Source organism: Streptomyces sp. NPDC001903, assembly GCF_042891345.1.
In the GTDB taxonomy this organism is placed as follows: Bacteria; Actinomycetota; Actinomycetes; order Streptomycetales; family Streptomycetaceae; genus Streptomyces.
Map to the genome: position 1 here is coordinate 117,991 of NZ_JBIASZ010000022.1, position 23,080 is coordinate 141,070.

Sequence of the window (23,080 nt, forward strand, 5' to 3'; positions counted from 1 at the left end):
GCGGCGCACGGCAGGGGCTGGACGGAGGGCTCCGCGATGGGCACCGCCGGCAGCCTCGTCGGTAGTCAAGAAGGCACCGCGGACGCGCTTTCGAGGGAATGATCCAGCGGCAGTCCGGGAAGGAGTCGGGAGCGACGAAGTGGGGGAGCCCCCATCTTGCGGCTGCTGGAGGGGGAAGAGGCGTCTTGGTCAGCGCAGCGGCCGGAGGGCCCGAGTGTTTGTACCGATGTGCCAAGAACTCTCGGCAGACAGCGCCGCATGGTGCCGAAGCTGGTTGGCACAAGTGCAGGTCAATCGGATGGGCTGGGGACATCTAGCGGCTGTGGTCACAAGCGGGTACGCGGAACGCAGCGGTCGAGGCGGGGTGGCTCGACCGCTGCGTGTGGGGGTGGTTACGGGGCGGGCTGCTGCTGGGTGACGCAGTGGATCCCGCCGCCGCCCGCGCCGAGGCTGTCGATGTTGAGCTGTTCGACCGTGCGGCCCGGGAAGAGGCGCTGGAGGGTGGACTTGGCGCCCGCGTCGGCGCGGGAATCGCCGAACTGGGGGGCTATGACCGCCCCGTTGCACACGTAGTAGTTGGCGTACGCGCCCACGAAGTTCGGGTCGGTGGAGCGGATGAGGTTGTAGTCGGGGCCCTGGAGCTTGGTGACCGCCATCGGGTTGCCCTGGGCGCTGGTCGAGGTGGAGAGGATCTGGTACTGCTGGCGGGCGTCGTTCGACCAGGGGTCGGTGTCACCGGCCAGCGGCATCTGGACCAGCCCCTGGCCGGGGGCCAGGAAGCGGGAGGTCGCGTCGACGTGGTCGTCGGTGATGTCCCGGCCGAGGACGCCCTTGAACCAGATCACCTTGGAGGCGCCGAAGGCGGTGCACATCGCCGCCTCGATCTGTGACTGCGTCAGGCCCGGGTTGCGGTCCGGGTTGATGATGCTGCTGCGGGTGGCCATGAGGGTGCCGGCGCCGTCCGCCTCCACCGCGCCGCCCTCGCCGACGAAGGCGGCGGCGGTGAACGGGACCCCGACGTAGGCCGCGATCCGCCCGGCGACCAGGGAGTCCTTGGCGTGGGTCTGCTGGTTGCCCCAGCCGTTGAAGTTCAGGCCGACCGTGTCGAGTCCGCCCGCGCCGTTCGTACGGAACACCGGTCCGCTGTCGCGCATCCAGCAGTCGTCGACGGGGATCGAGCCGATCACCGTGACGGCCGATCCGCAGGCGCTCTGCGCCTTCGAGACGCTCGCCGAGTTGGCGCACATGACGACCGGCTCGTACCTGGCGATGGTCTTCGCGATGAGCGCGATGTTGGCCTGGACCCCCGCCAGCTTCCGCCCCCAGATGGCCGAGCTGTCCGGCCATGCCATCCAGGTACGGGTGTGCCGGACCGTGTCGAGCGGCACCGTGAACCCGCCGGCGGCCGCCGCCCCTGCCGAGGGGCGGGTGGCGGCGAAGGCCTCGCCGCCCGCCGCCGCCAGCGCGGCGCCGGCGGCCGCGAGGCCTGCCGCCGTCAGGAACCCCCGCCTGTCCAGGGTGCGTCGCGGCGTTCCGCCGGCCGGGTCCTGGGATGCAGCGTGATCGTTCATCACTGTTCTCCGATCAGCCAGGGTGGATCGCTCCACCGATTGGCCCGGAACGTATTACTGACCGAGCGCTCGGTCAATAATTTGGGCGGTATCAACTGCCGTATGAATAAAGGGAGTTGGAGTTGCTTGATCGTTCCTGAAGTGCCGTGGACGCGGGGTCGTTAGAGTGACGCCGTGGCAGCAGAAGCAGCAGGAGCAGCGGAAACGGCGGTACCGGCCGAGGACGGTCGGCTGCCCGCCCCGGCCCGCACCACCCGTACCACCCGCACCTCCGCCAAGGGCGAGCAGACCCGCGCGCGGCTGATCGCCGCCGCCCGCACCCTGCTCGCCGGCGAGGGGTTCGCGCGCTTCAGCACCCGCAACGTCGCCGCGCTCTGCGGGATCTCGCACGGGATGTGCCACTACCACTTCAAGGACCGCACCGACCTGATCGTCGCCGTCGCCCGGGACATCGGGCCCGAGTGGATCGGCCCGATGGAAGCCGCGGTCGACCGCCCCGGCACCTTCGCCGAGCGCGCCGAGAGGGTGATCGGGCTGCTCACGCAGCCCGAGGGACCGGACCTGTCACGACTGCACTCCGCCCTCCACTGGTTCGCGTTGAACGACGACCGGGTCCGGGCCGCGGTGGACGCGGAGTACCGGCGCTGGCGCGAATGCTTCGTCCGGCTGTTCCGGGTGCTGGCGGACGAGCACGACGGCGCCTTCGACCCCGTCCCACCGGGTACGGCACTGGCCGCCGCCGCCGACGGGCTCGCCGCCCTCCAGTCCCTGGACCCCGACGTCGACCCCGAGGCGACCGTACGGGTCCTCGTCGAGGGCCTCACCGCGGCAGCCGTACGCCGCCACCCCTGAGCCGCGCCGCACGCCCCCTCAGAGGGCGCGCCGCGCCGCGGCGATGCCCCGCGGGTCCCAGCCCGGCCGGGGCACGGACTCCAACAGCAGCCGGGTGTACGGATGCTCCGGCGCCGCGAGGACCTGCGCGGTCGGGCCCGCCTCGACGATCCGGCCGCGGCGCATGACGACGACCTCGTCGGTGACGCACCGCACGACCCCGAGGTCGTGGGTGATGAACAGGTAGCCGATGCCCGTCTGTTCACGGATGTCGGCCAGCAGGTTCAGGATCTGCGCCTGTACGGACACGTCCAGCGCCGCCACCGCCTCGTCGAGCACCAGGACGGCGGGCTCCACCGCCAGCGCCCGGGCGATCGCCACGCGTTGGCGCTGCCCGCCCGACAGCTGCCGCGGCAGGGCGTCGGCCTCCCGGGCCCCCAGACCCACCTGGTCGAGCAACTCGGTGACGCGCCGGCCGTGATCGGCGTCCGGGAAGTGCAGCCGCAGGGTCTCGCGGAGCGCCGCGCCCACGGTCGTGCGCGGATCCAGGGACAGGAACGGGTCCTGGAAGACCATCTGCACCTCCCGGGCCCGCGCCAGGCGCTGCGCCTTGCCGCGCACGCGATCGCCCCGGTCCCTGCCGTGGACGAGGATCCGGCCCCCGTCCGCGTGCTCCAGCCCCACGACGATCCGGGCGGTGGTCGTCTTCCCAGAGCCCGACTCGCCGACGATGCCCAGCGAGCCGCCTTCGGCCAGCCGGAACGAGACCTCGTCCACCGCCCGGACGGGCCCGTAGGCACGGCGCAGGCCGACGGCCTCCAGCACGGTCTTCCTCATCGGTGGCTCTCCTTCCGGCCGGGGGACCGGCCCTGCTCGCCCGACGCGCCGCGGACCTGGTCACTGTGGTGGCACGAGGCGAGGTGGCCGGCCGCGCCCGCGATGCCCACCCCGCCCGCGATGCCCACCCCGCCCGCCGCCTGTGGCAGCAGAGCCGGAGCCTCCCGGCCGCACAGACCGGTCGCGTACGCACACCGCGCCGCGAACGGGCACCCCGCCACTTCCTCGCGCAGGCTCGGCGGCCGGCCCTCGATCGCGGTGAGCCGGCCGCGCGGCGCGTCCAGCCGCGGGGTCGAGTCGAGGAGCGCGGCCGTGTACGGATGGCGCGGCCGCGCGAAGAGCTCCTCGGCGGGGCCCGTTTCGACGATCCGGCCCGCGTACATCACGTACACCCGGTCGCTGATGGCCGCGGCGAGCCCCAGGTCGTGGGTGACGAAGAGCAGCCCGGTGCCGAAGCTCTCGCGCAGCTCGCCGAGGAGCGCCACCACCTCCGCCTGCGTCGTGACGTCCAGGGCCGTGGTGGGCTCGTCGGCGAGGATCAGCGCCGGGTCGCCCATGAGCGCCGCCGCGATCATGACCCGTTGCAGCATGCCGCCGGAGAGCTGACCCGGGTACGTGCGCAGCGCGGCCGCCGAGAGGCCGACGGCCTCCAGCATCCGCACCGCCCGCGCCTCGGCGGCCCCCTTCCTCATCCGGGCGTTCAGGCGCAGGCTCTCGGTGAGGAAGTCGCCGACGCGGCGCATCGGGTTGATGGCGGCCCGGGGGTCCTGGAAGATCATGGCCGCCGTGCTCGTCCGCAGGACCCGCAGCTGCCCGGCGGTCATGGTGAGGACGTCGTCGCCGACGACCCGCACCGCCCCACGCGCCTCGGCCCGCGCCGGCAGCAGGCCGAGCACGCTGCGGGAGGTGAGGGTCTTGCCGGAGCCGGACTCGCCGACCAGGGCCACGGTCTCCCGGGCGGCGACGGTGAGGTCGACCCCGTCGAGGACGGGCCTGGCCGTGTCCGGCAGGCGCAGGTACAGCCCCCTGATGTCGAGGGTGTTCAAGGCGTCGTCCGTGTCGGGAGTGTTCAACGGTCCCTCCTGGCGACCTTGTCGGCCTGGCGTTCGCCGACGACGTTGAAGGCGACGACCGTCAGGACGATGGCCGCGCACGGCACGATCGCCGACAGCGGGTAGCCGGACTGGATGGCGGTCTTGCCGTCGAAGACCATGCGGCCCCAGTCGGGGGTCAGGGCGGGTACGCCCAGCCCGAGGAAGGAGAGGCCGGCCAGGTCGATCAGGGCGTAGCCGAAGTTGATCGTGGACTGGGCGAGGACGACCGGGGCGACCCCGGGTACGACGTGGCGCAGGCAGATCTGCAGCCCCGAGTGGCCCTGCACCCGGTAGGCCTCCACGTACGGGCGCTCCCGCTCGGCGAGGACGAGCGAGCGGGTGAGCCTGCTGACGTACGGGAGGTACGCGATCGCCAGCGCGATGACCGGCGCCATCAGCCCCTCCCCGTAGACCGAGACGATCAGGATCGCCAGCAGCATGCCGGGGAAGGCGAAGACGAGCTCGGTGCTGCGCGACAGGACGGAGTCCAGCCAGCCGCCCCGCCAGGCGGCGGTCGTCCCGATGGCCACGCCGGCCAGGGTGGAGAAGACGACCACGCCGAGCGGGCCGAGCAGGGAGGTCCGGGCGCCCAGGACCAGCCGCGAGAGCGTGTCGCGCCCGGAGGCGTCGACCCCGAGGAGGTGTTCGGCGGACGGCCCGGCCAGGGCGTTGCCCAAGTCGACGGCGTTCGGATCGCAGGGGGCGATCCAGGGGGCGAGCAGGGCAACGAGGACGACCAGGGCGACGAAGCCCAGGCAGAGCGCGGACAGGGGTGCGCGGGAGCTGCGGATCCGGGCGAGGCCGGGCCGGCGCAGCAGGGTGGCGGCGCTCATGCCGCCTGCTTCCGGGGGCCGAGGGCGACCCGGGGGTCGACCAGCGGATGCAGCAGGTCGACGAAGAGGTTCACGGTCATGAACAGGGCGACCATGATGAGGGAGATGGCCTGCACCGTGGGGAAGTCCTTGGTGGTGGTGGACAGTTCGAGCAGCTGGCCGATGCCGCCCACGCTGAACGCGGACTCCACCAGGACGGTGGTGACCAGCAGGGTGGAGACGATCAGCCCGCCCGTGGTGAGCACGGTGCCCAGGGCGTTGCGGAACACGTGCCGCCGGACCAGCAGGTGCGCGGCGACCCCGCGGCTGCGGGCCACCGTGACGTGCTCCTGGCCGAGGACTTCGAGCATCGCGGCCCGGGTGACGCGGGCGAGCATTCCGATCAGGTAGAGCGCCAGTGCGACGGCGGGCAGCGTCAGGTGCCACAGCATCGGGCCGAGGCCCTCGCCCGTGCCCCCGGTGGGGAACCAGTGCAGTTTCACCGCGAACAGGCCCTGGAGCAGCACCGCCGCCACGAACGACGGGGTGCCGATCGCGAAGGTGGTCGTGACGAGGATCGTCGAGTCGGCGGCGCCGCCGCGGACCGCACCGATCCAGCCCAGCAGCAGACCGGCGGCGAGGACCAGCACCAGCGCCATGGAGATCAGCAGCAGGGTGCTGGGCAGCCGGTCCGCCAGCAGCCGGGACACGTCGGTGCGGTAAGTGATCGAGCGCCCGAAGTCGCCCTGGACCACCTGGCCGAGCCAGCGCAGGTACTGCACCGCGAACGGCTCGTCCAGGTGGTACTGGGCGTTGATCGCCCGCAGCGCCTCCGGGGAGGCCGACCGCCCGGCGAGCAGGAAGCTCGCCGGATTGCCGGGCGCCAGGTACATGGCGCCGAAGATGACGAACGAGGCGCCGAACAGGGTGGCCGCCATCTCGGCCAGCCGCCGGAGGGCGAATCTCAGGAAACTCATCGCGCGGCCGCCCCGACGTCCGCGGCCCACGGCTGGTACAGGTAGGAGATGGTGGTGGGCGCGCCGGTGATCCGCTTGTTCAGGAACACGGCCGTCGGCCACTCGGCCACGGGGATCCACAGGACCTCGTCGGCCGCCTTCTTCTGCAGCTGGGCCGCCGTCGCCATCCGGCGGGCCGGGTCGTACTCCGCCCGGGCCTTGGCGACGAGGTCGTCGTAGGCCGGGTCGCTGTAGCCCGCGTAGTTCTGGAACGCCCCGGTCTGGAAGTTGCTCAGCAGGTCCATCGGGTCGGTGATGGAGTCGTAGTACGTCTCGGGGAACATGTCCAGGCCCTCGCGCGCCTGGGGGTCGGTGAACAGGGCGGTGAAGGCGTTCGGGGCTATGGTCTTCAGCCGGACGTCCAGCCCGATCCTGCTCCCGGCGGCCTGGACCGCGGTGGCCAGCAGCGACACGTCCTGGCCGATCGCGCTGGTGGCGATGGTCACCGTCTTGCCGGTGGCGCCCGCCTCCTCGATCAGCGCCTTGGCCCGCTCGATGTTCTGCTCGGGCGACGGCAGCCCGTCGAAGGCGGCCTTGCGGACGTCCTCGGGGGCCGCGGCCCAGACGGCCCTGGTGGTGAGGGAGTTGGTCGCGGTGCCCGCGCCGCCCAGGCCCGCCTTGACGAACCCGCGGCGGTCCAGCGCCATGGACAGCGCCCGGCGCACCCGTACGTCGCCGAGCGCCCCCTTCATGCTGGTGACGTTGACGTTGACCGTGCTGAGTCCCTCGCCGAAGTAGAGGGTGCCCACCCCGCTCTTGCTCAACCGGTCGTAGCTCTCGGTGGGGATCAGGTAGCCGCCGTCGGCCTCGCCGTTCAGCATCGCGTTGGTACGGGCGGACGGGTCGGTCAGGAACGTGAAGACCGCCTTCGCCGCCTTCGCCCGGGTGCCCCAGTAGCCGTCGAAGCGCTGGAGCTCGATCGACTGGCCCTTGTTCCAGGTGCCCAGTTTGAAGGGGCCGGTGCAGTCCAGGCTGCCGGAAGTGCCGTAGTCCTTGCCCGCCTTCTCGACCCCGGCCTTGGAGGCGACGACGCCGGCGGCGGTCGCCATGTACTGGGGGAACTGCGAATCGGGCTGCTTCAGCTTGACCGTGACCTGGAGCGGGCCCGTCTTGGTGATCGACTCGACGTTGGCGAAATTGCTGTTCCAGGCAGACCCGCCCTCCGGATCGGCCTGCCGGCCGAGGCTGAAGACCACGTCGTCGGCGGTCATCACACCGCCGTCGTGGAACTTGACGTCGGGGCGGAGGTCGTAGACCCAGGTGTTCGGATCGGGGTTGGCTGCCTTCTGGGCGAGGCCCGGAGCCACGGTGAGCTGCGGGGTCCACCGCATCAGGGACTCGCAGACGTTGGAGACGATCGTGTTCTGCGGGTAGTCGAAGGCGGAGACGTAGTCGAGCGTGGGCGGCTCGGCGTACAGGGCCCAGGTGAAGGAGTCCAGCTCGCCGGCGGCGGCCGGGGTGCCCGCGGAGAGCTTGAACGCGGTGCTCCCCGGGGCCGGTCCGTCCTTGGGCGGGCCGGAGCAGGCGGCGACCAGGCCGACGGCGGCGAGGGCCGCGACCGGGAGCGCGTACCGGCGGGCGGCCCGGTGGCCGCCGGGGCGGGGAAGGGATCTCGGCATCGGTGCTCTCTCTTCCTTGCTCGACGCTCAGCGGGAGGTGGCGACGGGCACCGGGGACGGCACCTGCTGGGTGATGCAGTGGACGCCGCCGCCCCCGTACGCGATCACGCGGGAGCGGACGCCGACGACCTTGCGGCCGGGCAGCGCGGCCGCGATGACCGCGAGCGCCCCCTCGTCCTCGGGGACCCCCGCGACCGGGACGACGACCCCGCCGTTGGCGATGTAGAAGTTCAGGTAGCCGACCTCGGTCTCCCGGCCGGCCACCTCGACGAAGGCGCTCTGCGGCAGGTCGACGATCTCCAGGCGGCGCCCGGCGGCGTCGGTGGCCTTCTCCAGGACCGCGCGGTTGACCCGCATCCGCTCGTGGTCCGGGTGCTCCGGGTCGCTCGGCAGCTGTACGACCACCTTGCCGGGGGCGACGAACGCGCAGACCCCGTCCACGTGCCCGTCGGTCTCGGTGTCCAGCAGACCCCCGTACGGCAGCCAGATCACCTTGGTGACGCCGAGGCGGGCGATCAGCTCGGCCTCGATCTCCTCCTTGCCCATCCCCGGGTTGCGGTTGGGGTGCAGCAGGCACTGCTCGGTGGTGATCAGCGTGCCCTCGCCGTCGACGGTGATCGCGCCGCCCTCGAGGATCATCGGGGAGGCGATGCGCTCCACGCCGAGGTGCTCCAGCAGGGCGCCCGCTATCTTGTCGTCGGTGTCGTACGGGTGGTGCTTGCCGCCCCAGGCGTTGAAGCGGAAGTCCACCCCGGCCCGCCGTCCGTCGGGACCGAGTACGAAGATCGGCCCGGAGTCCCGGAACCAGGAGTCGTCGAGCGGCAGTTCCACGACCGTGACGCCCTCGCCGCACCGCTCGCGGGCCTCGGCGCCGGAGCCGGGCAGCGCCACCATGGTCACCGGTTCGAACTGCGCGATGGCGCTCGCGACCTGTGCGTACTCCGCCTTCACCTCGTCGAAGACCTCACCCCACAGCTCCTGGCGCGTCGGCCAGGCCATCAGGCAGCCCTCGTGCTCGGTCCACTCGGCCGGCATCCGGAAATCCGTCATGGTCGCTCCTGTGTGTCAAGGGAGGGCAGGGGGCGTGTGCCCCGCATCCTCCTCCGTACTGAAAATTCAGTCAATGCTTCTGGCCAAGTGCTCTGCGATTCGGCCAGTCGTGCGCCCTGTGAGGGGGGGTCGTGGATGCCGCGGTGCTGTGATGCGCCACAAGCACGGGTGTCTGACCAGCAGGTATGGCGTGCATCGCGGCCGGGAAAGTACCTGACTGTTCGATCAGGAAATGGCCCCAGGTGACCGACTCGGCGGGTAGAGTGACACCTCGTGTCAGACCGTCGAACGGAAATACTCAGGGCCGCCACGCGAGTGATCGCGCGCCGCGGCGTGCGCGGACTGCGCGTGGGAGAACTCGCCGCCGAAGCGGGGGTGTCCACCTCGCTGATCTACTACCACTTCACCGATCGCGCGGGGATCCTGCGCCGGACCCTGGAGTTCATCAGCGACCGCGCCGACCGCTACACCGCGGAGCGCGATCCCGGCCAGGACTGCGCCGACCCGCGGACCGAGCTGGCGCAGGTCCTGCTCCTCGAACTCCAGGACACCCCGGAAGTACGGGAGAACAGCACCGCGTGGGGAGAGCTCAGGGCCAGCGCCGTCTTCGACGCCGACCTGCGCGAGGACGTGGCCAAGGCCACGCACACCTGGGTGCACGAGATCGCCGACCTCCTCGCGCACGCCCGGCCCATGGGCACGGCCCCTGCGCACGCGGCCGCCGCCGAACGCCTGACGGCCCTCCTCGAAGGCCTCAGCGTCCGCTGGCTCAGCGGCTCCCTGCCGCTGGAGCACGCACGCCGGCTCCTCACGGACGCCATCGAGGTGGAGCTGAACCAGCCCTGAGCCGGAGGGGGTTCGAAGGGATCGGCTACAGGAAGTAGAGCCGGCCGAGCGAGACCGAATCGGCGGGCTCCGAGACGAGGGGCTCGCCGTCCAGCGAGACCAGTCCCGTGCCGGGGTGTACGTCGACCGTGCCGGTACGGGCGTTGCGCAGCATGTCCGCCGGGCCGATGCCCCGGGTCCCGCGGACCGCCACGCGGCGCCGGCGCGTGGGCATCCGGTCGCCGTTGCGCACGGCGGCCTCCGCGACGAAGGCGACGGAGATGTCGGCGGCGGTGGCCCCGTACGAGCCGAACTGCGGCCCGAGGACCAGCGGTTCGCACCGGTCGGTGGAGGCGTTCGGATCGCCGGTCACCCCGTACGCCGGGAAGCCGGCCTTGAGGACCAGCTGCGGCTTGGCGCCGAAGTACTGCGGCCACCACAGGACGACGTCCGCGAGCTTGCCGACCTCGATCGAGCCGACCTCGTGCGCGAAGCCGTGGGCGATGGCCGGGTTGATGGTCAGCTTGGCCATGTAGCGCAGGACGCGCTCGTTGTCGTCCCCGCTCTGCGTCGTCCCGTACGAGCCCTCGCCGTCCAGGGGGCCGAGCTCGGCCTTCATCTTCCCTGCCATGGCGAACGTACGGCGCACCGTCTCGCCGGCGCGGCCCATGCCCTGGGCGTCGGAGGAGGTGATGCCGATGACCCCGAGGTCGTGCAGGACGTCCTCGGCGCCCATCGTCCCGGCCCGGATGCGGTCGCGGGCCATCGCGGCGTCGCCGGGCAGGTCGACTTTGAGGTCGTGCGCCGAGACGATCATGCCGAAGTGCTCGGCCAGCGCGTCCCGGCCGAAGGGCAGGGTGGGGTTGGTGGAGGAGCCGATGACGTTCGGCACGCCCGCCATCTTGAGCACGTTGGGGACGTGTCCGCCGCCGCAGCCCTCGATGTGGAAGGCGTGGATGGTGCGGCCGTCCAGGACGCGCAGGGTGTCCTCGACGGACAGGCACTCGTTCAACCCGTCCGTGTGCAGGGCGACTTGGACGTCGTGTTCCTCGGCCACGCGCAGCGCGGTGTCCAGGGCGCGGGTGTGCGCGCCCATGTCCTCGTGCACCTTGAACCCGGAGGCACCGCCCTCGGCCAGCGCCTCGATGAGCGGGGCCGGATCGGAGGAGGAGCCGCGGGCCAGGAAGCCGATGTTGACCGGCCAGGCGTCGAAGGCGTTGAAGGCATGGCGCAGCGCCCAGGGGGAGTTGACGCCCACCGCCCACACCGGGCCGAACTCCTGGCCGATGATCGTGGTGACGCCGGAGGCCAGCGAGGCCTCCATGATCCGGGGCGAGAGCAGGTGGACGTGGGTGTCGACGGCGCCCGCGGTGGCGATCATCCCCTCGCCGGAGACGATGGTCGTCCCGGTGCCGACCACCACCTCGACCCCGTCCAGCGTGTCGGGGTTCCCCGCCCGCCCGATGGAGGCGATGCGGCCCTCGCGGATCCCGATGCTGGTCTTGCGTATGCCGAGGACGGCGTCGATGACCAGCACGTTGCTGATGACCAGGTCACAGGTCTCGCGGACGGCGGCGGCCTTCAGGTGCAGCCCGTCGCGCGCGGTCTTGCCGAAGCCGGCCAGGAACTCGTCGCCGGGCTTCTGGGAGTCGGACTCGACGCGCACGATGAGGCCCGAATCGCCCAGCCGCACCCGGTCCCCGGCCCGCGGCCCGTGCACGGCCACGTAGTCGTACGGGTCCGTGCTGTCGGCCGGGGCCGCGCCGGGCCGGCCGTGACAGCCTGCGGCGTCGAAGATGCTGCCACTCATGCCTGCTCCTGGTATGCGGTGAGGTAGCCCGTGGCCCGGGCCTTGGCCAGCGCGGCCTCGCGGGCGCCGGGGGCGTCCAGGGGGCCGTCGACGAGCCCGGCGAAACCGATGGCGACGCGCGCCCCGCCGATCGGCACGAGCTCCACGAAGACGGTCGATCCGGAGTCGAAGCGGACCGTGGAGCCGGCCGGGACGGCGAGCCGCGTGCCGTACGCCGCCGCGCGGTCGAAGGCGAGGCGGGGGTTGGCCTCGAAGAAGTGGAAGTGCGAGGAGACGCTGATCGGCACCGTCGCGGTATTGAGCACCGGCAGGCGCAGTGTCGGTTCGGTGCGCTGGTGGCCCTCGCCGTCCCCGGGCAGGGTCGCGCCGGGGGCGGCGGGGCCGAGTGAACCCCGCTGCCTGAACGGGTCGTCGATGACGCAGAGTCGTGTCCCGTCGTCGAACACCGCCTCGACCTGGAGGCCGGTGACCACGTCGGCCACGCCGGGCAGTACGTCGTCGGCGTCGAGGACGCGGCGCCCGGCCTCGATCGCCTCGGCCAGCCGGCGCCCGTCCCGGGCCGCCTCGCACACGGTGTCGGTGATCAGCGCGGTCGCTTCGGGAACGTTGAGCTTCACGCCCCGGCGGCGCCGGGCGCGGGCCAGTTCGGCCGCCGTGAAGATCAGCAGCCGGTCCCGTTCGGTGGGTGTCAGTCGCATACCGCCTCGATTCGGTGCTCGGAGGTCTTGGGGGGTGTCCGCAAAGTCCCGCCTGCCCCGCGGGCGCACGGCGCTACTTTCCGGACACCCCCTAGGGGAGCGGCTCGTGCATCGTGGAGCAGTGGATGCCGCCGCCGCCCGCCATCAGCCGGTCGACGTCGATCTGGACGACCGCCCGCCCGGGGAAGGCCTCCGCCAGGGCGCGGTGGGCGGCGGCGTCCTTGACCGCGTCCCCGAACTGGGCCGTGATGACGGCCCCGTTGACGACGTGGAAGTTGAGGTAGGAGTCGACGAACTGGGAGTCCTTCGACCGGACCGTGTCGGGGCCCTCCACCCGGATCACCCTCAGCCTCCGCCCCCGGGCGTCCGCGGCACCGGAGAGGATCGAGAACTGCTCCCGGGCGTCCCGCGCCCAGACGTCGTCGCGGTCCGCGGGCGGAACCTGCACCATCACCACGCCCGGGCGGATGAAGCGCGAGGTCACGTCGATGTGGTCGTCGGTGATGTCCTTGCCCTTGATGCCGGGGACCCAGATCATCCTGTCCGCGCCGTACGCGTGCAGGACGGCGTCCTCGATCTCCGCACGGCTCATGCCCCGGTTGCGGTTCTTGTTGACCAGGCTGCTCTCCGTGGCCATGACGGTGCCGTCGCCGTCGGTCTCGATCGCCCCGCCCTCGCCGACGAACCCGGTCCTGACGAAGGGCAGGCGGCCGTCGTCCGCGACGAGCCGCGCGACGTCGGCGTCGTAGGAGTGGGTCTGCTTGTCGCCCCACCCGTTGAAGTTGAGGCCGAGCGCGTCGAGACCGCCGCGGCCGTCCCGGCGGAAGACGGGTGCGATGTCCCGCATCCAGAGGTCGTCCGTGGGGATCGAGTCGAGGACGGTGACCCCCGGCCCGCACAGGGAGCGGGCCTTGGCCGCGGTGTAGGAGTCCGGGGCGCACAGGACCACCGGCTCGTAGCGGGCGACGGTCCGGGCGATCAGGGCGATGTCCTCCTGTACCCCGGCGAGGCGCCGGCCGCCCCAGATGGACGACCGCGAGGGCCAGGACATCCACGTACGCGCATGCGGCACGTCGTCCCGGTCCACCCACCGGCTCGGCACCGCGGCGCTGGCCCGCTGCGGGGCCGCTGCGAGGGAGCCCAGCGCCACACCCGCGGCTCCGAGGCCGGCGGCGCCGAGGACGCGCCTGCGGGAGGGCTGGGCGGAGCCGAACAGGCGGCTGAGGAGGGAGCGGCTGTTGTCGTGGGAGGTGCTCATGGCCCGACTCTGTCATTGACTGAAAATTCAGTCAAGACATGAGATGAACGGAAGCCCCCACCCGGAGGCGGGGGCTGGGAGGGGGCCGGGGGAGGGCTCGCCGGGACGGTCAGCCGCCCGGCTGCGCCAGGTGCCGGAGCTCGGCCGCGATCGCCGTGGTCGTCAGTTCGCGCGCGTGCGCCAGCGGCAGGCTCCCGCTCAGCCAGCGCGAGCTCAGGCCCTCCACCAGGGCCGTCAGCCGCTCGGCGGCGCCGGCGAGCGCCGCGGCTCCCGCCATGGGCCGGACCCGGCCGAGCAGCTCGCCCACTTCCTGCACCCACACGAGCGTGGCGCGGGCCAGGTCCTCGCGCAGGTCGGGATCGAAGACGGCCGTCGCCCGCAGCTCTCCCCAGGCCGTGCTGTTCTCCCGCACCTCGGGGCTGTCCTGGAATTCGAGGAGGAGGGTCTCCTCCAACTCGCCCCGGGCGTCCAGCGGGGGAGCGTCGGGCTCCCGCTCCGTGGTGTACCGTCCCGCGCGGTCGTTGATGAACTCCAGCGTCGCGCGCAGGATTCCGGCGCGGTCCTTGAAGTGGTAATAGATCAACGCCGTGGACACGCCCGCCTCGGCGGCGAGCTCCTCCACGCGCAGGCCGCGCACGCCGCGTCGGGCGATGACCCGCGCGGCCCCTTCCATGATTGCTGTTCGACGGTCCGCCACGCCGACACCCTACCTGGGCGCGCATGACGCCTACGACCCCGTTCCTGACTGAAATTCCAGTCGGATAGGATCCGAGGCCGTTCGGGCGACCGCACAGCCGCCGATCCGCCCTCGTCGCCGGGAGAGCCAATGACGACACCACCCCCGGGTACCGCCCCGCACCCCCTCGGGGCGCCCGCCGCCGACGATCCGCGCGAGGTGGGCGGCTACCGCGTGGTCGCGCGGCTCGGCGCCGGCGGGATGGGCCGCGTCTACCTCGCCTACACCCCGGGCGGCCGCCCGGTGGCGCTGAAGGTGGTCCGCCCCGAGCTCGCGGGCGATCCCGAGTTCCGCCGCAGGTTCGCGCAGGAGGTGGCCAGCGCGCAGCGCATCCACGGGCTCTACACCGCCCAGGTCGTCGACTCGGGGGCCGACGACCCCACCCCGTGGCTGGCCACCGCGTACGTCCCCGGGCCCTCCCTCCAGCAGGCGGTGCACACGTACGGCCCGCTGCCCGTGCGCACCGTGCTGCTGCTCGTCGCCGGCATCGCCGAGGCGCTCCAGGAGATCCACCGGGCGGGCGTGGTCCACCGTGACCTGAAGCCGGCCAATGTCCTGATCGCCGCGGACGGACCGCGCGTCATCGACTTCGGCATCGCGCGGGCCGCCGACGCCGGCGCGCTGACCGGCACCGGGCTGCGCGTGGGCACGCCCGCCTTCATGGCACCCGAACAGGCGCTGGGCCGGCCGGCGGGCCCGGCCACCGACGTCTTCGCGCTGGGCGCGCTCGCCGCCTGGGTGGCCACAGGCGTGCCGCCCTTCGGCGCGGGCCCCGAGTCCACCGCCCTGTACCGGGTGGTGCACGAGGAGGCGGACCTGGACGCGGTCCCGGCCGAGCTGCGGCCGCTGCTGTGGCACTGCCTGGCCAAGGACCCGGCGCACCGGCCGAGCACCGCCCAGGTGATCGAGGCCGTACGCAGCCACCCCGCGGTCGGCGGGCGGCTGCGCTTCACCGAGGACTGGCTGCCGCACCAGGTCACCACCGAGCTCCGCCGCCACGCCGATGCCGGCCTCCCCGTACCGCCGGACCGCGCGCCGGCCGGTACCGCGCGGGCCACCGCCCTCGACGCGGCCCCGACCGCGACCGCCCCGCGCGTACCGGCCGCGGCCGGGGCCCCGCCGGGCCCCCCGGCCGCGCAGGACCCGCGGCCGAGCGGCCGCAGGCGGGCTCCGGCGGCCGGGCGCGGACGGGGCCGCACGGCGGCGGTGGCCGCCGTCGCCCTGCTGCTGGGGGCCGCCGGGGCCGTCGCGCTGCTCGACTCCTCCTTCGAGGGCGGCGCGGACGGGGAGGCCGCCGACCCGGCCGAGGCCGTCGCCGGGGCGCCCGCCACCACCCCCGCCCCGGCACCGGCCGCCCCGACCCCGTCCGCCGCGGCTCCCGGGTACACCGCCGTGCACACCGGCACCGAACTCACCTCGCCGGACCAGAGCTACGAGTTCGACGTCAAGGCGGGCCGGGTCGTCCCGCAGGAGACCGCCTCCTGGTACGTCGGCCGGAGCGCCGCCGAGTTCTACGTCCCCGAGAGCAGCGACGCGTACGTCATGCAGCCCGGCCGGCAGGGGCTCGCCGACTGCCTCAAGGGCCTCGACAGCCAGCCCGTCACCGCGCTGCCCTTCACCACGCTCCGCGCCGGCCGGGCCTTCTGCGTACGGGCCCAGGACGGCCGGGACGTCGGGATCGTGACCGTGCTCACGGCCGGCCCCGGCGAAGGCCCGGTGAAGGTCTCCGTCGACTACTACCGGCGCGGCGGATGACCCGCTCAGCGGATTGACTGAATATTCAGTCAATGTCAGAGTGGAGTCATGACCTCCCCTTCCTCCATGTCCCGTCGTTCCGCTCTGCGGGCCTTCGCCGGTATCGGCGGTGCGCTCGCCCTCGGAGCCGGTGCCTGCGCTCCGGACGGTTCCGGCGATGCCGGGACCGGGCCCGGGACCGCACCGAGCCCGGGCACGCTCACGGCCGCCGGGCGCAGGTTCCCCGCCGAGTGGGAGAGCCACAAGCGGACGTTCATGTCCTGGCCCGCGCTGGACCGCGTCTGGTACGAGCAGCTGCCGGCGGTACGGGAGGACATCGCGCGGGTGGCCCGCGCGGTCGCCGCGTACGAACCCGTCGTGATGCTCGCCCGGCCGGACCAGCAGGCGGCGGCGCAGAAGGCGTGCGGCTCGCAGGTGGAGGTGATCCCGGTTCCGGTGGACGACCTCTGGGCGCGGGACACCGTCCCGGTGTTCGTCGAGGAGCCCGGCAAGCTGCTCGGCATCGACTTCAACTTCAGCGGGTGGGGCAACAAGCAGGAGCACCGCAACGACGCCCAGGTCGGCCGGGTCCTGCTCGCGAAGTACGGGATCGAGCGCGTGCAGGCTCCGCTCGTCGCCGAGGGCGGCTCCTTCGAGACCGACGGCCAGGGGACCCTGCTGGTCACCGAGAGCTCGGTGGTCAACGAGAACCGCAATCCGGGGAAGAGCCGCGACCGGATCGAGGCCGAACTCAAGAGCACCCTCGGCATCAAGAAGGTGATCTGGCTCGCCGGGGTGCGCGGCCAGGACATCACGGACGCGCACGTGGACAGCCTCGTCCGGTTCACCGCCCCCGGCGTCGTCCTCCTGGACCAGGCGTTCCCCGGCACCCCGCCGGACGTGTGGTCCCGCGCGGCCGATCAGGCGCGGACGGTGTTCAAGGACGCGACCGACGCGCGCGGCAAGCGCCTGGAGGTCGTCGACCTGCCCCAGCCCGACCTCGACAGGATCACCGGCCGCGGGGACGCGTTCGTGTCCACGTACGCGAACTTCTACGTGGCCAACGGCGCCGTCTTCATGCCCAGGTTCGGGGACGCCAAGGCCGACGACCGGGCGAAGGGGATCCTCCAGGAGCACTTCCCGCAGCGGGAGATCGTGCCCGTGAAGATCGACACCATCGCCTCCGGCGGGGGCGGCATCCACTGCTCCACGCACGACCAGCCCGGCAAGTCGGCGGCCGAGTAGGCGTACCCCGAGGGGCGCGCGCGGTGGTGCGGCGCGGGGCGGGCGCGCTTCCGCACGCCGGGGCCCAGCCCCCTGACACGCCGGTCGGCGGCGGACAGAATCGGTCGCCCGCAGGCAGTTTTCAGCCTGTGCCGCACCATCCCTGAGGGGGGAAGCACGCACGTGAAGTCCATCCACACACGCCGGCTCCGGAGCTGGGGGCGCATGGCGACGGTCGGCGCGGCAGGAGCCCTGCTGGCCCTGACCGCCGCCACCCCGGCCGGGGCCGCCACCTCTCCCAAGACCACCAGCCTGACCCCCGCCTACGACAGCCCCTTCGCTCCGCAGGCCCTCGTCGGCGGCATCTTCGGCGGCTGGCCGGTGACCATGCGCTGCTGGCGCGACGGGGCGTGGGCCAACGGCACCAACCGCTGGTTCTTCGTCGAAGGGGGCGGATACAACCCGTTCACGGGCCGCCCGGCCTACGTCCGCGGCTTCGTGTCGGCCAACAAGATCACCAACCAGATCAAGGTCGAGCGCTGCCGCTGACCCGGCACGCACCTCCGGCCCGGCAAGCACCTCTGCTCCGGCCCGCACCCCTGCTCCGGCCCGCCGCGCCTCGGTAGGCTGGAGCGGAGGGGCGATCCGGGAGCCGTAAGGGAGTTACGGGAGGTACGCGAATGGCCGCGACCCGAGGCAGCGCATCCGCACCGACCCCGCCCGGCCCCGACCCGGGGCTCTACGGCCCCGCGTCCGTCACCTGGCAGTGCCACGGTGACCCGATCATGTGGATCGCCGGGGTCCGCGCGCTCTACCTCCAGGCCCTGCACCCCCGCGCGGTCCGCGGGGTGATGGAGAACAGCGATTTCCGCTCCGACGCCTGGGGTCGGCTGCTGCGCACCGCCGACTTCGTCGGCACCGTCACCTACGGGACCGCCGAGGCCGCCGAGCGCGCCGGCGCCCGCGTCCGCCGGATCCACCGGAGCCTGTCCGCCACCGACCCCGCCACCGGCGAGCGGTTCCCCGTGGACGACCCCGAGCTGCTGCTCTGGGTGCACTGCGCGCAGATCGACAGCTTCCTGCACGTCCTGCGCCGCTCCGGGGTCCCCCTCACGGCCGCCCAGGCCGACCGCTACGTGGACGAGAACAGGGTGGGCGCCCGCCTGGTCGGCCTCGACCCGGCGCACGTCCCGGCCGACACGGCATCCCTCGCCGCGTACTTCGAGAAGGTCCGCCCCGAGCTCGCCGCCGGTCCCGACGCCCGCGCCGTGGTCGCCTTCCTGAGGAGCCCGCCCACCCCTGCCCTTCTCGTACCTGGCCGAAACCTGCTGTGGCGCCCGATCGCGGAACTGGCCTACGGTTCGCTCCCCGGCTACGCGCACCGGCTGTACGGCCGGACGGCGCCGCCGGCGCCCGTCATCACCCGTCGCCTGCGCCTCACCGGTACCCTGCTGCGCAGCATTCCCGCAGGTCTGCGGTGGCAGCTGCCTCCAGGTCACATCTTGAAAGCGATGCGCCGCATGGGCCCCGGGAGCCGCCCCTCGGCGTACACACTGCGTACACCAGCGGCCATACTTGACCGGCCGGGGAGGGCATAGGACGGAGCACGACAACGGGGGCGGCTTTAAGACATGGCGGAGTCCAGACTGATCCAGGGCCGTTACCGGTCACTCGATCTGATCGGGCGCGGCGGCATGGGCGAGGTGTGGCGCGCCCGGGACGAGTCGCTGGGCCGGCAGGTCGCGGTGAAATGCCTCAAACCGCTCGGGCCCGAGCAGGACAACCACTTCACCCAGGTCCTGCGCGAACGCTTCCGCCGCGAGGCGCGCGTCGCCGCCTCCCTCCAGCACCGCGGGGTCACCGTCGTCCACGACTTCGGCGACGACAGCGCCGCGGGCGGCCCCCTCTACCTCGTCATGGAACTCCTCGACGGCCGGAACCTCAGCCAGCTCCTGGACGACAACGAGACCCGCCCGCTCCCCGTGGACGTGGTCGTCGACACCGCCGAACAGCTCGCCGCCGCCCTCGGCTACACCCACGACCAGGGAGTCGTCCACCGGGACCTGAAACCGGCCAACATCATGCGGCTCACCGACGGCACGGTGAAGATCTGCGACTTCGGCATCGCCCGCCTCGCCCACGACATCGGCTTCACCGCCAAGCTCACCGGCGGCGCCATGGCCATGGGCACCCCGCACTACATGTCGCCCGAGCAGATCGCGGGCGGCGAGGTCGACCACCGCAGCGACCTCTACTCCCTCGGCTGCGTCCTCTACGAGATCGCCACCGGCGCCCCGCCCTTCGACCTCGGCGATTCCTGGTCGGTGCTGGTCGGCCACCGCGACAACGCGCCCGTACCGCTGCGCGAGCACCGACCCGAGCTGCCCGAGTACTTCGAGCAGGTGGTCCTGGACCTGCTGGCCAAGCGCCCCGAGGACCGCCCCGGCGACGCCCGCCACCTGCACCGGCGGCTCGTCGAGGCCCGCCTCGGCCCGGGCGGCCTGCCCGGCGCCCAGGCACCCCTGCCCGCCTGGGCCGACGGCATGACCGCGGGCCGCAAGGCCGGCCTCGACGCCCGCCCCGCGAGCGGCGCCTGGGCCGTGCTCACCGGCTCCTGGACCGCCGGCCGCCCCAGCGGCGAGCACCGCATCCTGCGCCCCGCCGCCGCCGAGGACCCGCGGCTCACCGCGCCGTACGGGGTCCCGTACGCCTTCGGCTCCGACGGGACCGGCCTGGACGGGGCCGGCCGCGACGCGCTCGCCGCCGGCCACACCCGCGCCTTCGCGCTCAGCCGCGCGGGCCGGCCCGAGGAGGCCCTGGCCGCGTACGAAGCCGTCGCCGAGGGGCGCACCCGGGCGCTCGGCGCCGACCACCCCGACACCCTCGCGGCGCGTCAGGAGGCGGCGTACGAACTGGGCCGGCTCGGACGCCACCGCGAGGCCCACGACGTCTACCGCGCGGTGCTCGTCGCCCGCGAACGCGCCATGGGCCCGCTCCACCCCGACACGCTGCGCTGCCGGCACAACCTCGCCTGCGAACTCGGGGCGCTGGGCCGGTTCGCCGACGCCCACCGCACCGCGGCCGAGGTCGCCGCCGACCGGGCGGCCGTGCTGGGCGCCGAGCACCCGGACACGCTGCTGACCCGGTACGAGGCCGCGTACGCGCTGGGCCGCCTGGACCGCTGGCAGGAGGCCCTGGCCGGATTCCGGCACGTCGCCGCCGTACGGGAACGGGTGCTCGGCCGGGACCATCCGGACACCCTCGCCGCCCGCTACGAGGCCGGCATCGCGCTCGGCCGCACCGGACACGCCGCCCAGGCCCTGGACCTGTTCCGGGGCCTGGTCCGCGACCGGACCCGCGCGTACGGGGCCGCCGACCCGGAGACGCTGCGCGCCCGGCACGTCCTCGGCGTCAACCTGGGCAGGCTGGAGCGCTGGGAGGAGGCGGTGGCCGAAGCCCGGCAGGTGGCCGAGGCCCGGGCCAAGGCGCTCGGCGCCGAACACCCCGACACCCTCGTCAGCCGGCGCGAACTCGCCGTCGGACTGGGCCGGCTGGGCCGCTGGGACGAGGCCCTGCCCGTCTACCGGGAGCTCTCCGGCATCCGCGAGCGCTCCCTCGGCGACGACCACCCGGACACGGTGGCGGCCCACGCCGACGAAGCGCACTGTCTGGAGCGGCTCGGCCAGGTGTGTTACCAAGAGCCATGACGAGCTTCGGGCACGATGTATACGACGACGTGATCGTGGGCGGCGGGCACAACGGACTGGTCGCCGCCGCGTACCTGGCCCGGGCGGGCCGTTCGGTGCTGGTCCTGGAGCGGCTCGGGAACACCGGCGGCGCCGCGATCTCCACCCGCCCCTTCGTCGGCGTCGACGCCCGGCTCTCGCGCTACTCGTACCTCGTCTCGCTGCTCCCGGCGAAGATCGTGCGCGACCTGGGGCTGGAGTTCGCCGTGCGCAAGCGCACGGTCTCCTCGTACACGCCCGTCGAGCGCGGCGGGCGGCCCGGCGGGCTCCTGGTCGGCGGCGGGGAGTCCCGCACCCGCGAGTCGTTCGCGCGGCTGACCGGCTCGGACCGGGAGTACGAGAGCTGGCGCGCCTTCTACGGGCGGACCGGGCGGCTCGCCGAGAAGGTCTTCCCGACGCTGACCGAGCCGTTGCCCACGCGGGCGGAGCTGCGCGCCCGGATCGACGACGACACGGCCTGGCGGATGCTGTTCGAGGAGCCCCTCGGGCGCGCCGTCGAGGAGCACTTCGCCGACGACCTGGTGCGGGGGGTGGTGCTCACGGACGCCCTGATCGGCACGTTCGCGGACGCGCACGACGCCTCGCTGGTACAGAACCGCTGCTTCCTCTACCACGTCATCGGCGGCGGCACGGGGGACTGGGACGTCCCGGTCGGCGGGATGGGGGCGCTCACCGACGCCCTGGCCGCGGCGGCCCGGGCGGCAGGCGCCGAGATCGCGACCGGGCACGAGGTGCTCCGCATCGAGACGGACGGCCGGACGCCGGCCGAGGTGACGTTCCGTACGGCGACGGGGGAGGGGCGGGTCGTCGGGCGGACGGTGCTCGTCAACGCCTCGCCGCGGGCCCTGGGCGAACTGCTGGGGGAGGAGGCGGCTCCCCGGGAGGCTCCCGAGGGGGCCCAGCTCAAGGTCAACATGCTGCTGCAGCGGCTGCCGCGGCTGCGGGACGGCTCGGTGGACCCGCGCGAGGCCTTCGGCGGCACGTTCCACATCGCCGAGGGGTACGCGGAGCTGGCACGGGCCCACGCCGAGGCGGCCGCCGGGGAACTGCCGTCCGTACCGCCCTCGGAGATCTACTGCCACTCGCTCACCGACCCCTCGATCCTGGGGCCGGAGCTCGCGGCGCAGGGCTACCAGACGCTGACCCTGTTCGGGCTGCACACCCCGGCCCGGCTGTTCGCACACGACAACCAAGGGGCGCGGGAGGTGCTGCTGACCGGCACGCTCGCGCAGCTCGACGCGCACCTGGACGAGCCGATCACCGACTGCCTGGCCTTCGACGCGGACGGGCGGCCGTGCATCGAGGCGAAGACCCCGCTCGACCTGGAGCGCGAACTGCGGCTGCCCGGCGGGCACATCTTCCACCGTGACCTGTCGTGGCCGTACGCGGAAGACCAGGGTGCGGCGGGCCGCTGGGGCGTGGGGACCCCGTACGCCAACGTCCTGCTGTGCGGCGCGGGCGCCGTGCGCGGAGGAGGCGTCAGCGGGGTCCCCGGCCACAATGCGGCGATGGCCGTCCTGGGGCACTGACCGAGGTCAGGCGGCGCCCCCGACGGGCTCGATGACGACGATCGGGATCTCGCGGTCGGTCTTGCTCTGGTACTCGTCGTAGTCGGCCCAGTGCTTCACCATCACGGGCCAGTACGCGGCGCGCTCTTCGGAGGTCGCCGTACGGGCCGTGCCCTGGAGGACCTTCGGGCCGACCTGGATGCGGACCTCGGGGTGGGCCGTGAGGTTCTTGTACCAGAGCGGGTGCTCGGGGTCGCCGCCCTTGGACGCGACGATGAGGTAGCGTCCGTCGGCCTCGCCGTAGATGAGCGGGGTGCGCACGGCCTGGCCGGAGACCCGGCCCACGGTGGTGAGCAGCAGGGTCTGGGTGCCGTTCCAGGCGTGGCCCTCGGCCCCGTTCGATGCGACGTACTGCTTGACGTGGTCGAGCTGCCAGGTGCCCTGCTTGGGGTCCTTCGGGTGGTCCCAGTCGATGTCGCTGGTCGCCATGTGCCTGTACCTGCCTTCGCTGTTGAGCTGCCTGAGGGGGGTTGAACACTCAACGAAACTCAACGAGTGCGAACAGCGTCGGGCACGGCTTTATGCCCCCGGCGCGTACGACGGCGGTGGGAGGCGTTCTAGGGGGTGTCCGCAAAGTCCCGCCTGCCCCGCGGCGCCCGGCACGCGCTCTCGGCGCACCGGGCGAAATCCCGAGTACGTCCAGTACACGGG

At 73.1% G+C, this 23,080-nt stretch carries 20 protein-coding genes; 8 read left to right on the forward strand and 12 right to left on the reverse strand.

Annotated features, from left to right (window positions below):
- Positions 1–392: 392 nt before the first annotated feature.
- Positions 393–1,571 (reverse strand): agmatine/peptidylarginine deiminase, encoded by a 1,179-nt coding sequence (locus ACFYZS_RS34950; RefSeq protein ID WP_389021793.1) that lies wholly within the window; start codon positions 1,569–1,571, stop codon positions 393–395.
- A gap of 174 nt (positions 1,572–1,745) precedes the next feature.
- On the opposite strand from ACFYZS_RS34950, the gene ACFYZS_RS34955 reads away from it, so the two are divergent.
- Positions 1,746–2,423 carry a TetR/AcrR family transcriptional regulator gene (locus tag ACFYZS_RS34955; RefSeq protein WP_389021796.1) on the forward strand — a complete coding sequence of 226 codons (678 nt, stop codon included), beginning with the start codon at positions 1,746–1,748 and terminating at the stop codon, positions 2,421–2,423.
- A gap of 18 nt (positions 2,424–2,441) precedes the next feature.
- Here ACFYZS_RS34955 and ACFYZS_RS34960 read toward each other — a convergent pair whose 3' ends face one another.
- Genes ACFYZS_RS34960 through ACFYZS_RS34985 form a run of 6 tightly spaced genes read right to left on the reverse strand, consistent with a single transcriptional unit; the run spans position 2,442 to position 8,830 of the window.
- A complete protein-coding gene (locus ACFYZS_RS34960) occupies positions 2,442–3,239 on the reverse strand; it encodes an ABC transporter ATP-binding protein (protein WP_389021799.1) in 798 nt (265 codons plus the stop codon).
- Positions 3,236–4,312: an ABC transporter ATP-binding protein gene (locus ACFYZS_RS34965; RefSeq protein ID WP_389021803.1), complete on the reverse strand. Its 1,077-nt coding sequence runs from the start codon at positions 4,310–4,312 to the stop codon at positions 3,236–3,238. Before ACFYZS_RS34965 ends, ACFYZS_RS34960 begins: the two co-directional genes overlap by 4 nt.
- Entirely contained in the window at positions 4,309–5,166 is an 858-nt protein-coding gene (locus ACFYZS_RS34970; RefSeq protein WP_389021805.1) for an ABC transporter permease, read from the reverse strand. Before ACFYZS_RS34970 ends, ACFYZS_RS34965 begins: the two co-directional genes overlap by 4 nt.
- Positions 5,163–6,122 (reverse strand): ABC transporter permease, encoded by a 960-nt coding sequence (locus ACFYZS_RS34975; RefSeq protein ID WP_389021807.1) that lies wholly within the window; start codon positions 6,120–6,122, stop codon positions 5,163–5,165. The genes ACFYZS_RS34970 and ACFYZS_RS34975 overlap by 4 nt, the downstream gene beginning before the upstream one ends.
- Positions 6,119–7,780 carry an ABC transporter substrate-binding protein gene (locus tag ACFYZS_RS34980; RefSeq protein WP_389021810.1) on the reverse strand — a complete coding sequence of 554 codons (1,662 nt, stop codon included), beginning with the start codon at positions 7,778–7,780 and terminating at the stop codon, positions 6,119–6,121. Before ACFYZS_RS34980 ends, ACFYZS_RS34975 begins: the two co-directional genes overlap by 4 nt.
- 27 nt (positions 7,781–7,807) lie before the next feature.
- The gene (locus ACFYZS_RS34985; protein ID WP_389021813.1) at positions 7,808–8,830 is read right to left on the reverse strand and encodes an agmatine/peptidylarginine deiminase; all 1,023 of its coding nucleotides are present in this window, start codon (positions 8,828–8,830) and stop codon (positions 7,808–7,810) included.
- A gap of 273 nt (positions 8,831–9,103) precedes the next feature.
- On the opposite strand from ACFYZS_RS34985, the gene ACFYZS_RS34990 reads away from it, so the two are divergent.
- Positions 9,104–9,676, forward strand: coding sequence for a TetR/AcrR family transcriptional regulator (locus ACFYZS_RS34990; RefSeq protein ID WP_389021815.1), 573 nt, complete (start codon positions 9,104–9,106; stop codon positions 9,674–9,676).
- 25 nt (positions 9,677–9,701) lie between these two features.
- Here the strand turns inward: ACFYZS_RS34990 and ACFYZS_RS34995 are convergent, their stop codons facing one another.
- The 4 genes from ACFYZS_RS34995 to ACFYZS_RS35010 form a co-directional block, all read right to left on the reverse strand.
- A complete protein-coding gene (locus ACFYZS_RS34995) occupies positions 9,702–11,465 on the reverse strand; it encodes an urease subunit alpha (protein WP_389021818.1) in 1,764 nt (587 codons plus the stop codon).
- Complete coding sequence (gene ureA, locus ACFYZS_RS35000) at positions 11,462–12,163, reverse strand: urease subunit gamma (protein ID WP_389021821.1); 702 nt, start codon at positions 12,161–12,163, stop codon at positions 11,462–11,464. Before ureA ends, ACFYZS_RS34995 begins: the two co-directional genes overlap by 4 nt.
- A gap of 91 nt (positions 12,164–12,254) precedes the next feature.
- Entirely contained in the window at positions 12,255–13,421 is a 1,167-nt protein-coding gene (locus tag ACFYZS_RS35005) for an agmatine/peptidylarginine deiminase (RefSeq protein WP_389021824.1), read from the reverse strand.
- A gap of 109 nt (positions 13,422–13,530) precedes the next feature.
- Entirely contained in the window at positions 13,531–14,094 is a 564-nt protein-coding gene (locus ACFYZS_RS35010) for a TetR/AcrR family transcriptional regulator (protein ID WP_123515795.1), read from the reverse strand.
- A 153-nt stretch (positions 14,095–14,247) separates the two neighbouring features.
- On the opposite strand from ACFYZS_RS35010, the gene ACFYZS_RS35015 reads away from it, so the two are divergent.
- From ACFYZS_RS35015 to ACFYZS_RS35040, 6 genes are all read left to right on the forward strand, one after another.
- Positions 14,248–15,912, forward strand: a complete 1,665-nt coding sequence (locus ACFYZS_RS35015) for a serine/threonine-protein kinase (RefSeq protein WP_389021826.1) — start codon at positions 14,248–14,250, stop codon at positions 15,910–15,912.
- A gap of 48 nt (positions 15,913–15,960) precedes the next feature.
- Complete coding sequence (locus ACFYZS_RS35020; RefSeq protein ID WP_389021829.1) at positions 15,961–17,136, forward strand: agmatine deiminase family protein; 1,176 nt, start codon at positions 15,961–15,963, stop codon at positions 17,134–17,136.
- A 162-nt stretch (positions 17,137–17,298) separates the two neighbouring features.
- A complete protein-coding gene (locus tag ACFYZS_RS35025) occupies positions 17,299–17,664 on the forward strand; it encodes a hypothetical protein (RefSeq protein WP_389021832.1) in 366 nt (121 codons plus the stop codon).
- 131 nt (positions 17,665–17,795) lie between these two features.
- On the forward strand, positions 17,796–18,713 hold the full coding sequence (locus tag ACFYZS_RS35030; protein WP_389021835.1) for an oxygenase MpaB family protein: 918 nt from the start codon (positions 17,796–17,798) through the stop codon (positions 18,711–18,713).
- Positions 18,714–18,746: 33 nt separating this feature from the next.
- Positions 18,747–20,822, forward strand: coding sequence for a tetratricopeptide repeat protein (locus tag ACFYZS_RS35035; RefSeq protein ID WP_389021838.1), 2,076 nt, complete (start codon positions 18,747–18,749; stop codon positions 20,820–20,822).
- On the forward strand, positions 20,819–22,390 hold the full coding sequence (locus tag ACFYZS_RS35040; protein WP_389021842.1) for a phytoene desaturase family protein: 1,572 nt from the start codon (positions 20,819–20,821) through the stop codon (positions 22,388–22,390). The genes ACFYZS_RS35035 and ACFYZS_RS35040 overlap by 4 nt, the downstream gene beginning before the upstream one ends.
- A gap of 6 nt (positions 22,391–22,396) precedes the next feature.
- On the opposite strand, the gene ACFYZS_RS35045 is transcribed toward ACFYZS_RS35040, so the two are convergent.
- The gene (locus tag ACFYZS_RS35045) at positions 22,397–22,858 is read right to left on the reverse strand and encodes a nitroreductase family deazaflavin-dependent oxidoreductase (protein WP_389021845.1); all 462 of its coding nucleotides are present in this window, start codon (positions 22,856–22,858) and stop codon (positions 22,397–22,399) included.
- Positions 22,859–23,080 lie beyond the last annotated feature (222 nt).

Bases quoted from the DNA above. Each gene is read 5' to 3' on its own strand.
- ACFYZS_RS34980 (WP_389021810.1), bottom strand. From the start codon at position 7,780: ATGCCGAGATCCCTTCCCCGCCCCGGCGGCCACCGGGCCGCCCGCCGG.
- ACFYZS_RS35005 (WP_389021824.1), bottom strand. From the start codon at position 13,421: ATGAGCACCTCCCACGACAACAGCCGCTCCCTCCTCAGCCGCCTGTTC.
- ACFYZS_RS35035 (WP_389021838.1), top strand. From the start codon at position 18,747: ATGGCGGAGTCCAGACTGATCCAGGGCCGTTACCGGTCACTCGATCTG.
- ACFYZS_RS35010 (WP_123515795.1), bottom strand. From the start codon at position 14,094: ATGGAAGGGGCCGCGCGGGTCATCGCCCGACGCGGCGTGCGCGGCCTG.
- ACFYZS_RS34975 (WP_389021807.1), bottom strand. From the start codon at position 6,122: ATGAGTTTCCTGAGATTCGCCCTCCGGCGGCTGGCCGAGATGGCGGCC.
- ACFYZS_RS34950 (WP_389021793.1), bottom strand. From the start codon at position 1,571: ATGAACGATCACGCTGCATCCCAGGACCCGGCCGGCGGAACGCCGCGA.
- ACFYZS_RS34995 (WP_389021818.1), bottom strand. From the start codon at position 11,465: ATGAGTGGCAGCATCTTCGACGCCGCAGGCTGTCACGGCCGGCCCGGC.
- ACFYZS_RS35020 (WP_389021829.1), top strand. From the start codon at position 15,961: ATGACCTCCCCTTCCTCCATGTCCCGTCGTTCCGCTCTGCGGGCCTTC.
- ureA (WP_389021821.1), bottom strand. From the start codon at position 12,163: ATGCGACTGACACCCACCGAACGGGACCGGCTGCTGATCTTCACGGCG.
- ACFYZS_RS35040 (WP_389021842.1), top strand. From the start codon at position 20,819: ATGACGAGCTTCGGGCACGATGTATACGACGACGTGATCGTGGGCGGC.
- ACFYZS_RS34970 (WP_389021805.1), bottom strand. From the start codon at position 5,166: ATGAGCGCCGCCACCCTGCTGCGCCGGCCCGGCCTCGCCCGGATCCGC.
- ACFYZS_RS35030 (WP_389021835.1), top strand. From the start codon at position 17,796: ATGGCCGCGACCCGAGGCAGCGCATCCGCACCGACCCCGCCCGGCCCC.
- ACFYZS_RS34985 (WP_389021813.1), bottom strand. From the start codon at position 8,830: ATGACGGATTTCCGGATGCCGGCCGAGTGGACCGAGCACGAGGGCTGC.
- ACFYZS_RS35015 (WP_389021826.1), top strand. From the start codon at position 14,248: ATGACGACACCACCCCCGGGTACCGCCCCGCACCCCCTCGGGGCGCCC.
- ACFYZS_RS35045 (WP_389021845.1), bottom strand. From the start codon at position 22,858: ATGGCGACCAGCGACATCGACTGGGACCACCCGAAGGACCCCAAGCAG.
- ACFYZS_RS34960 (WP_389021799.1), bottom strand. From the start codon at position 3,239: ATGAGGAAGACCGTGCTGGAGGCCGTCGGCCTGCGCCGTGCCTACGGG.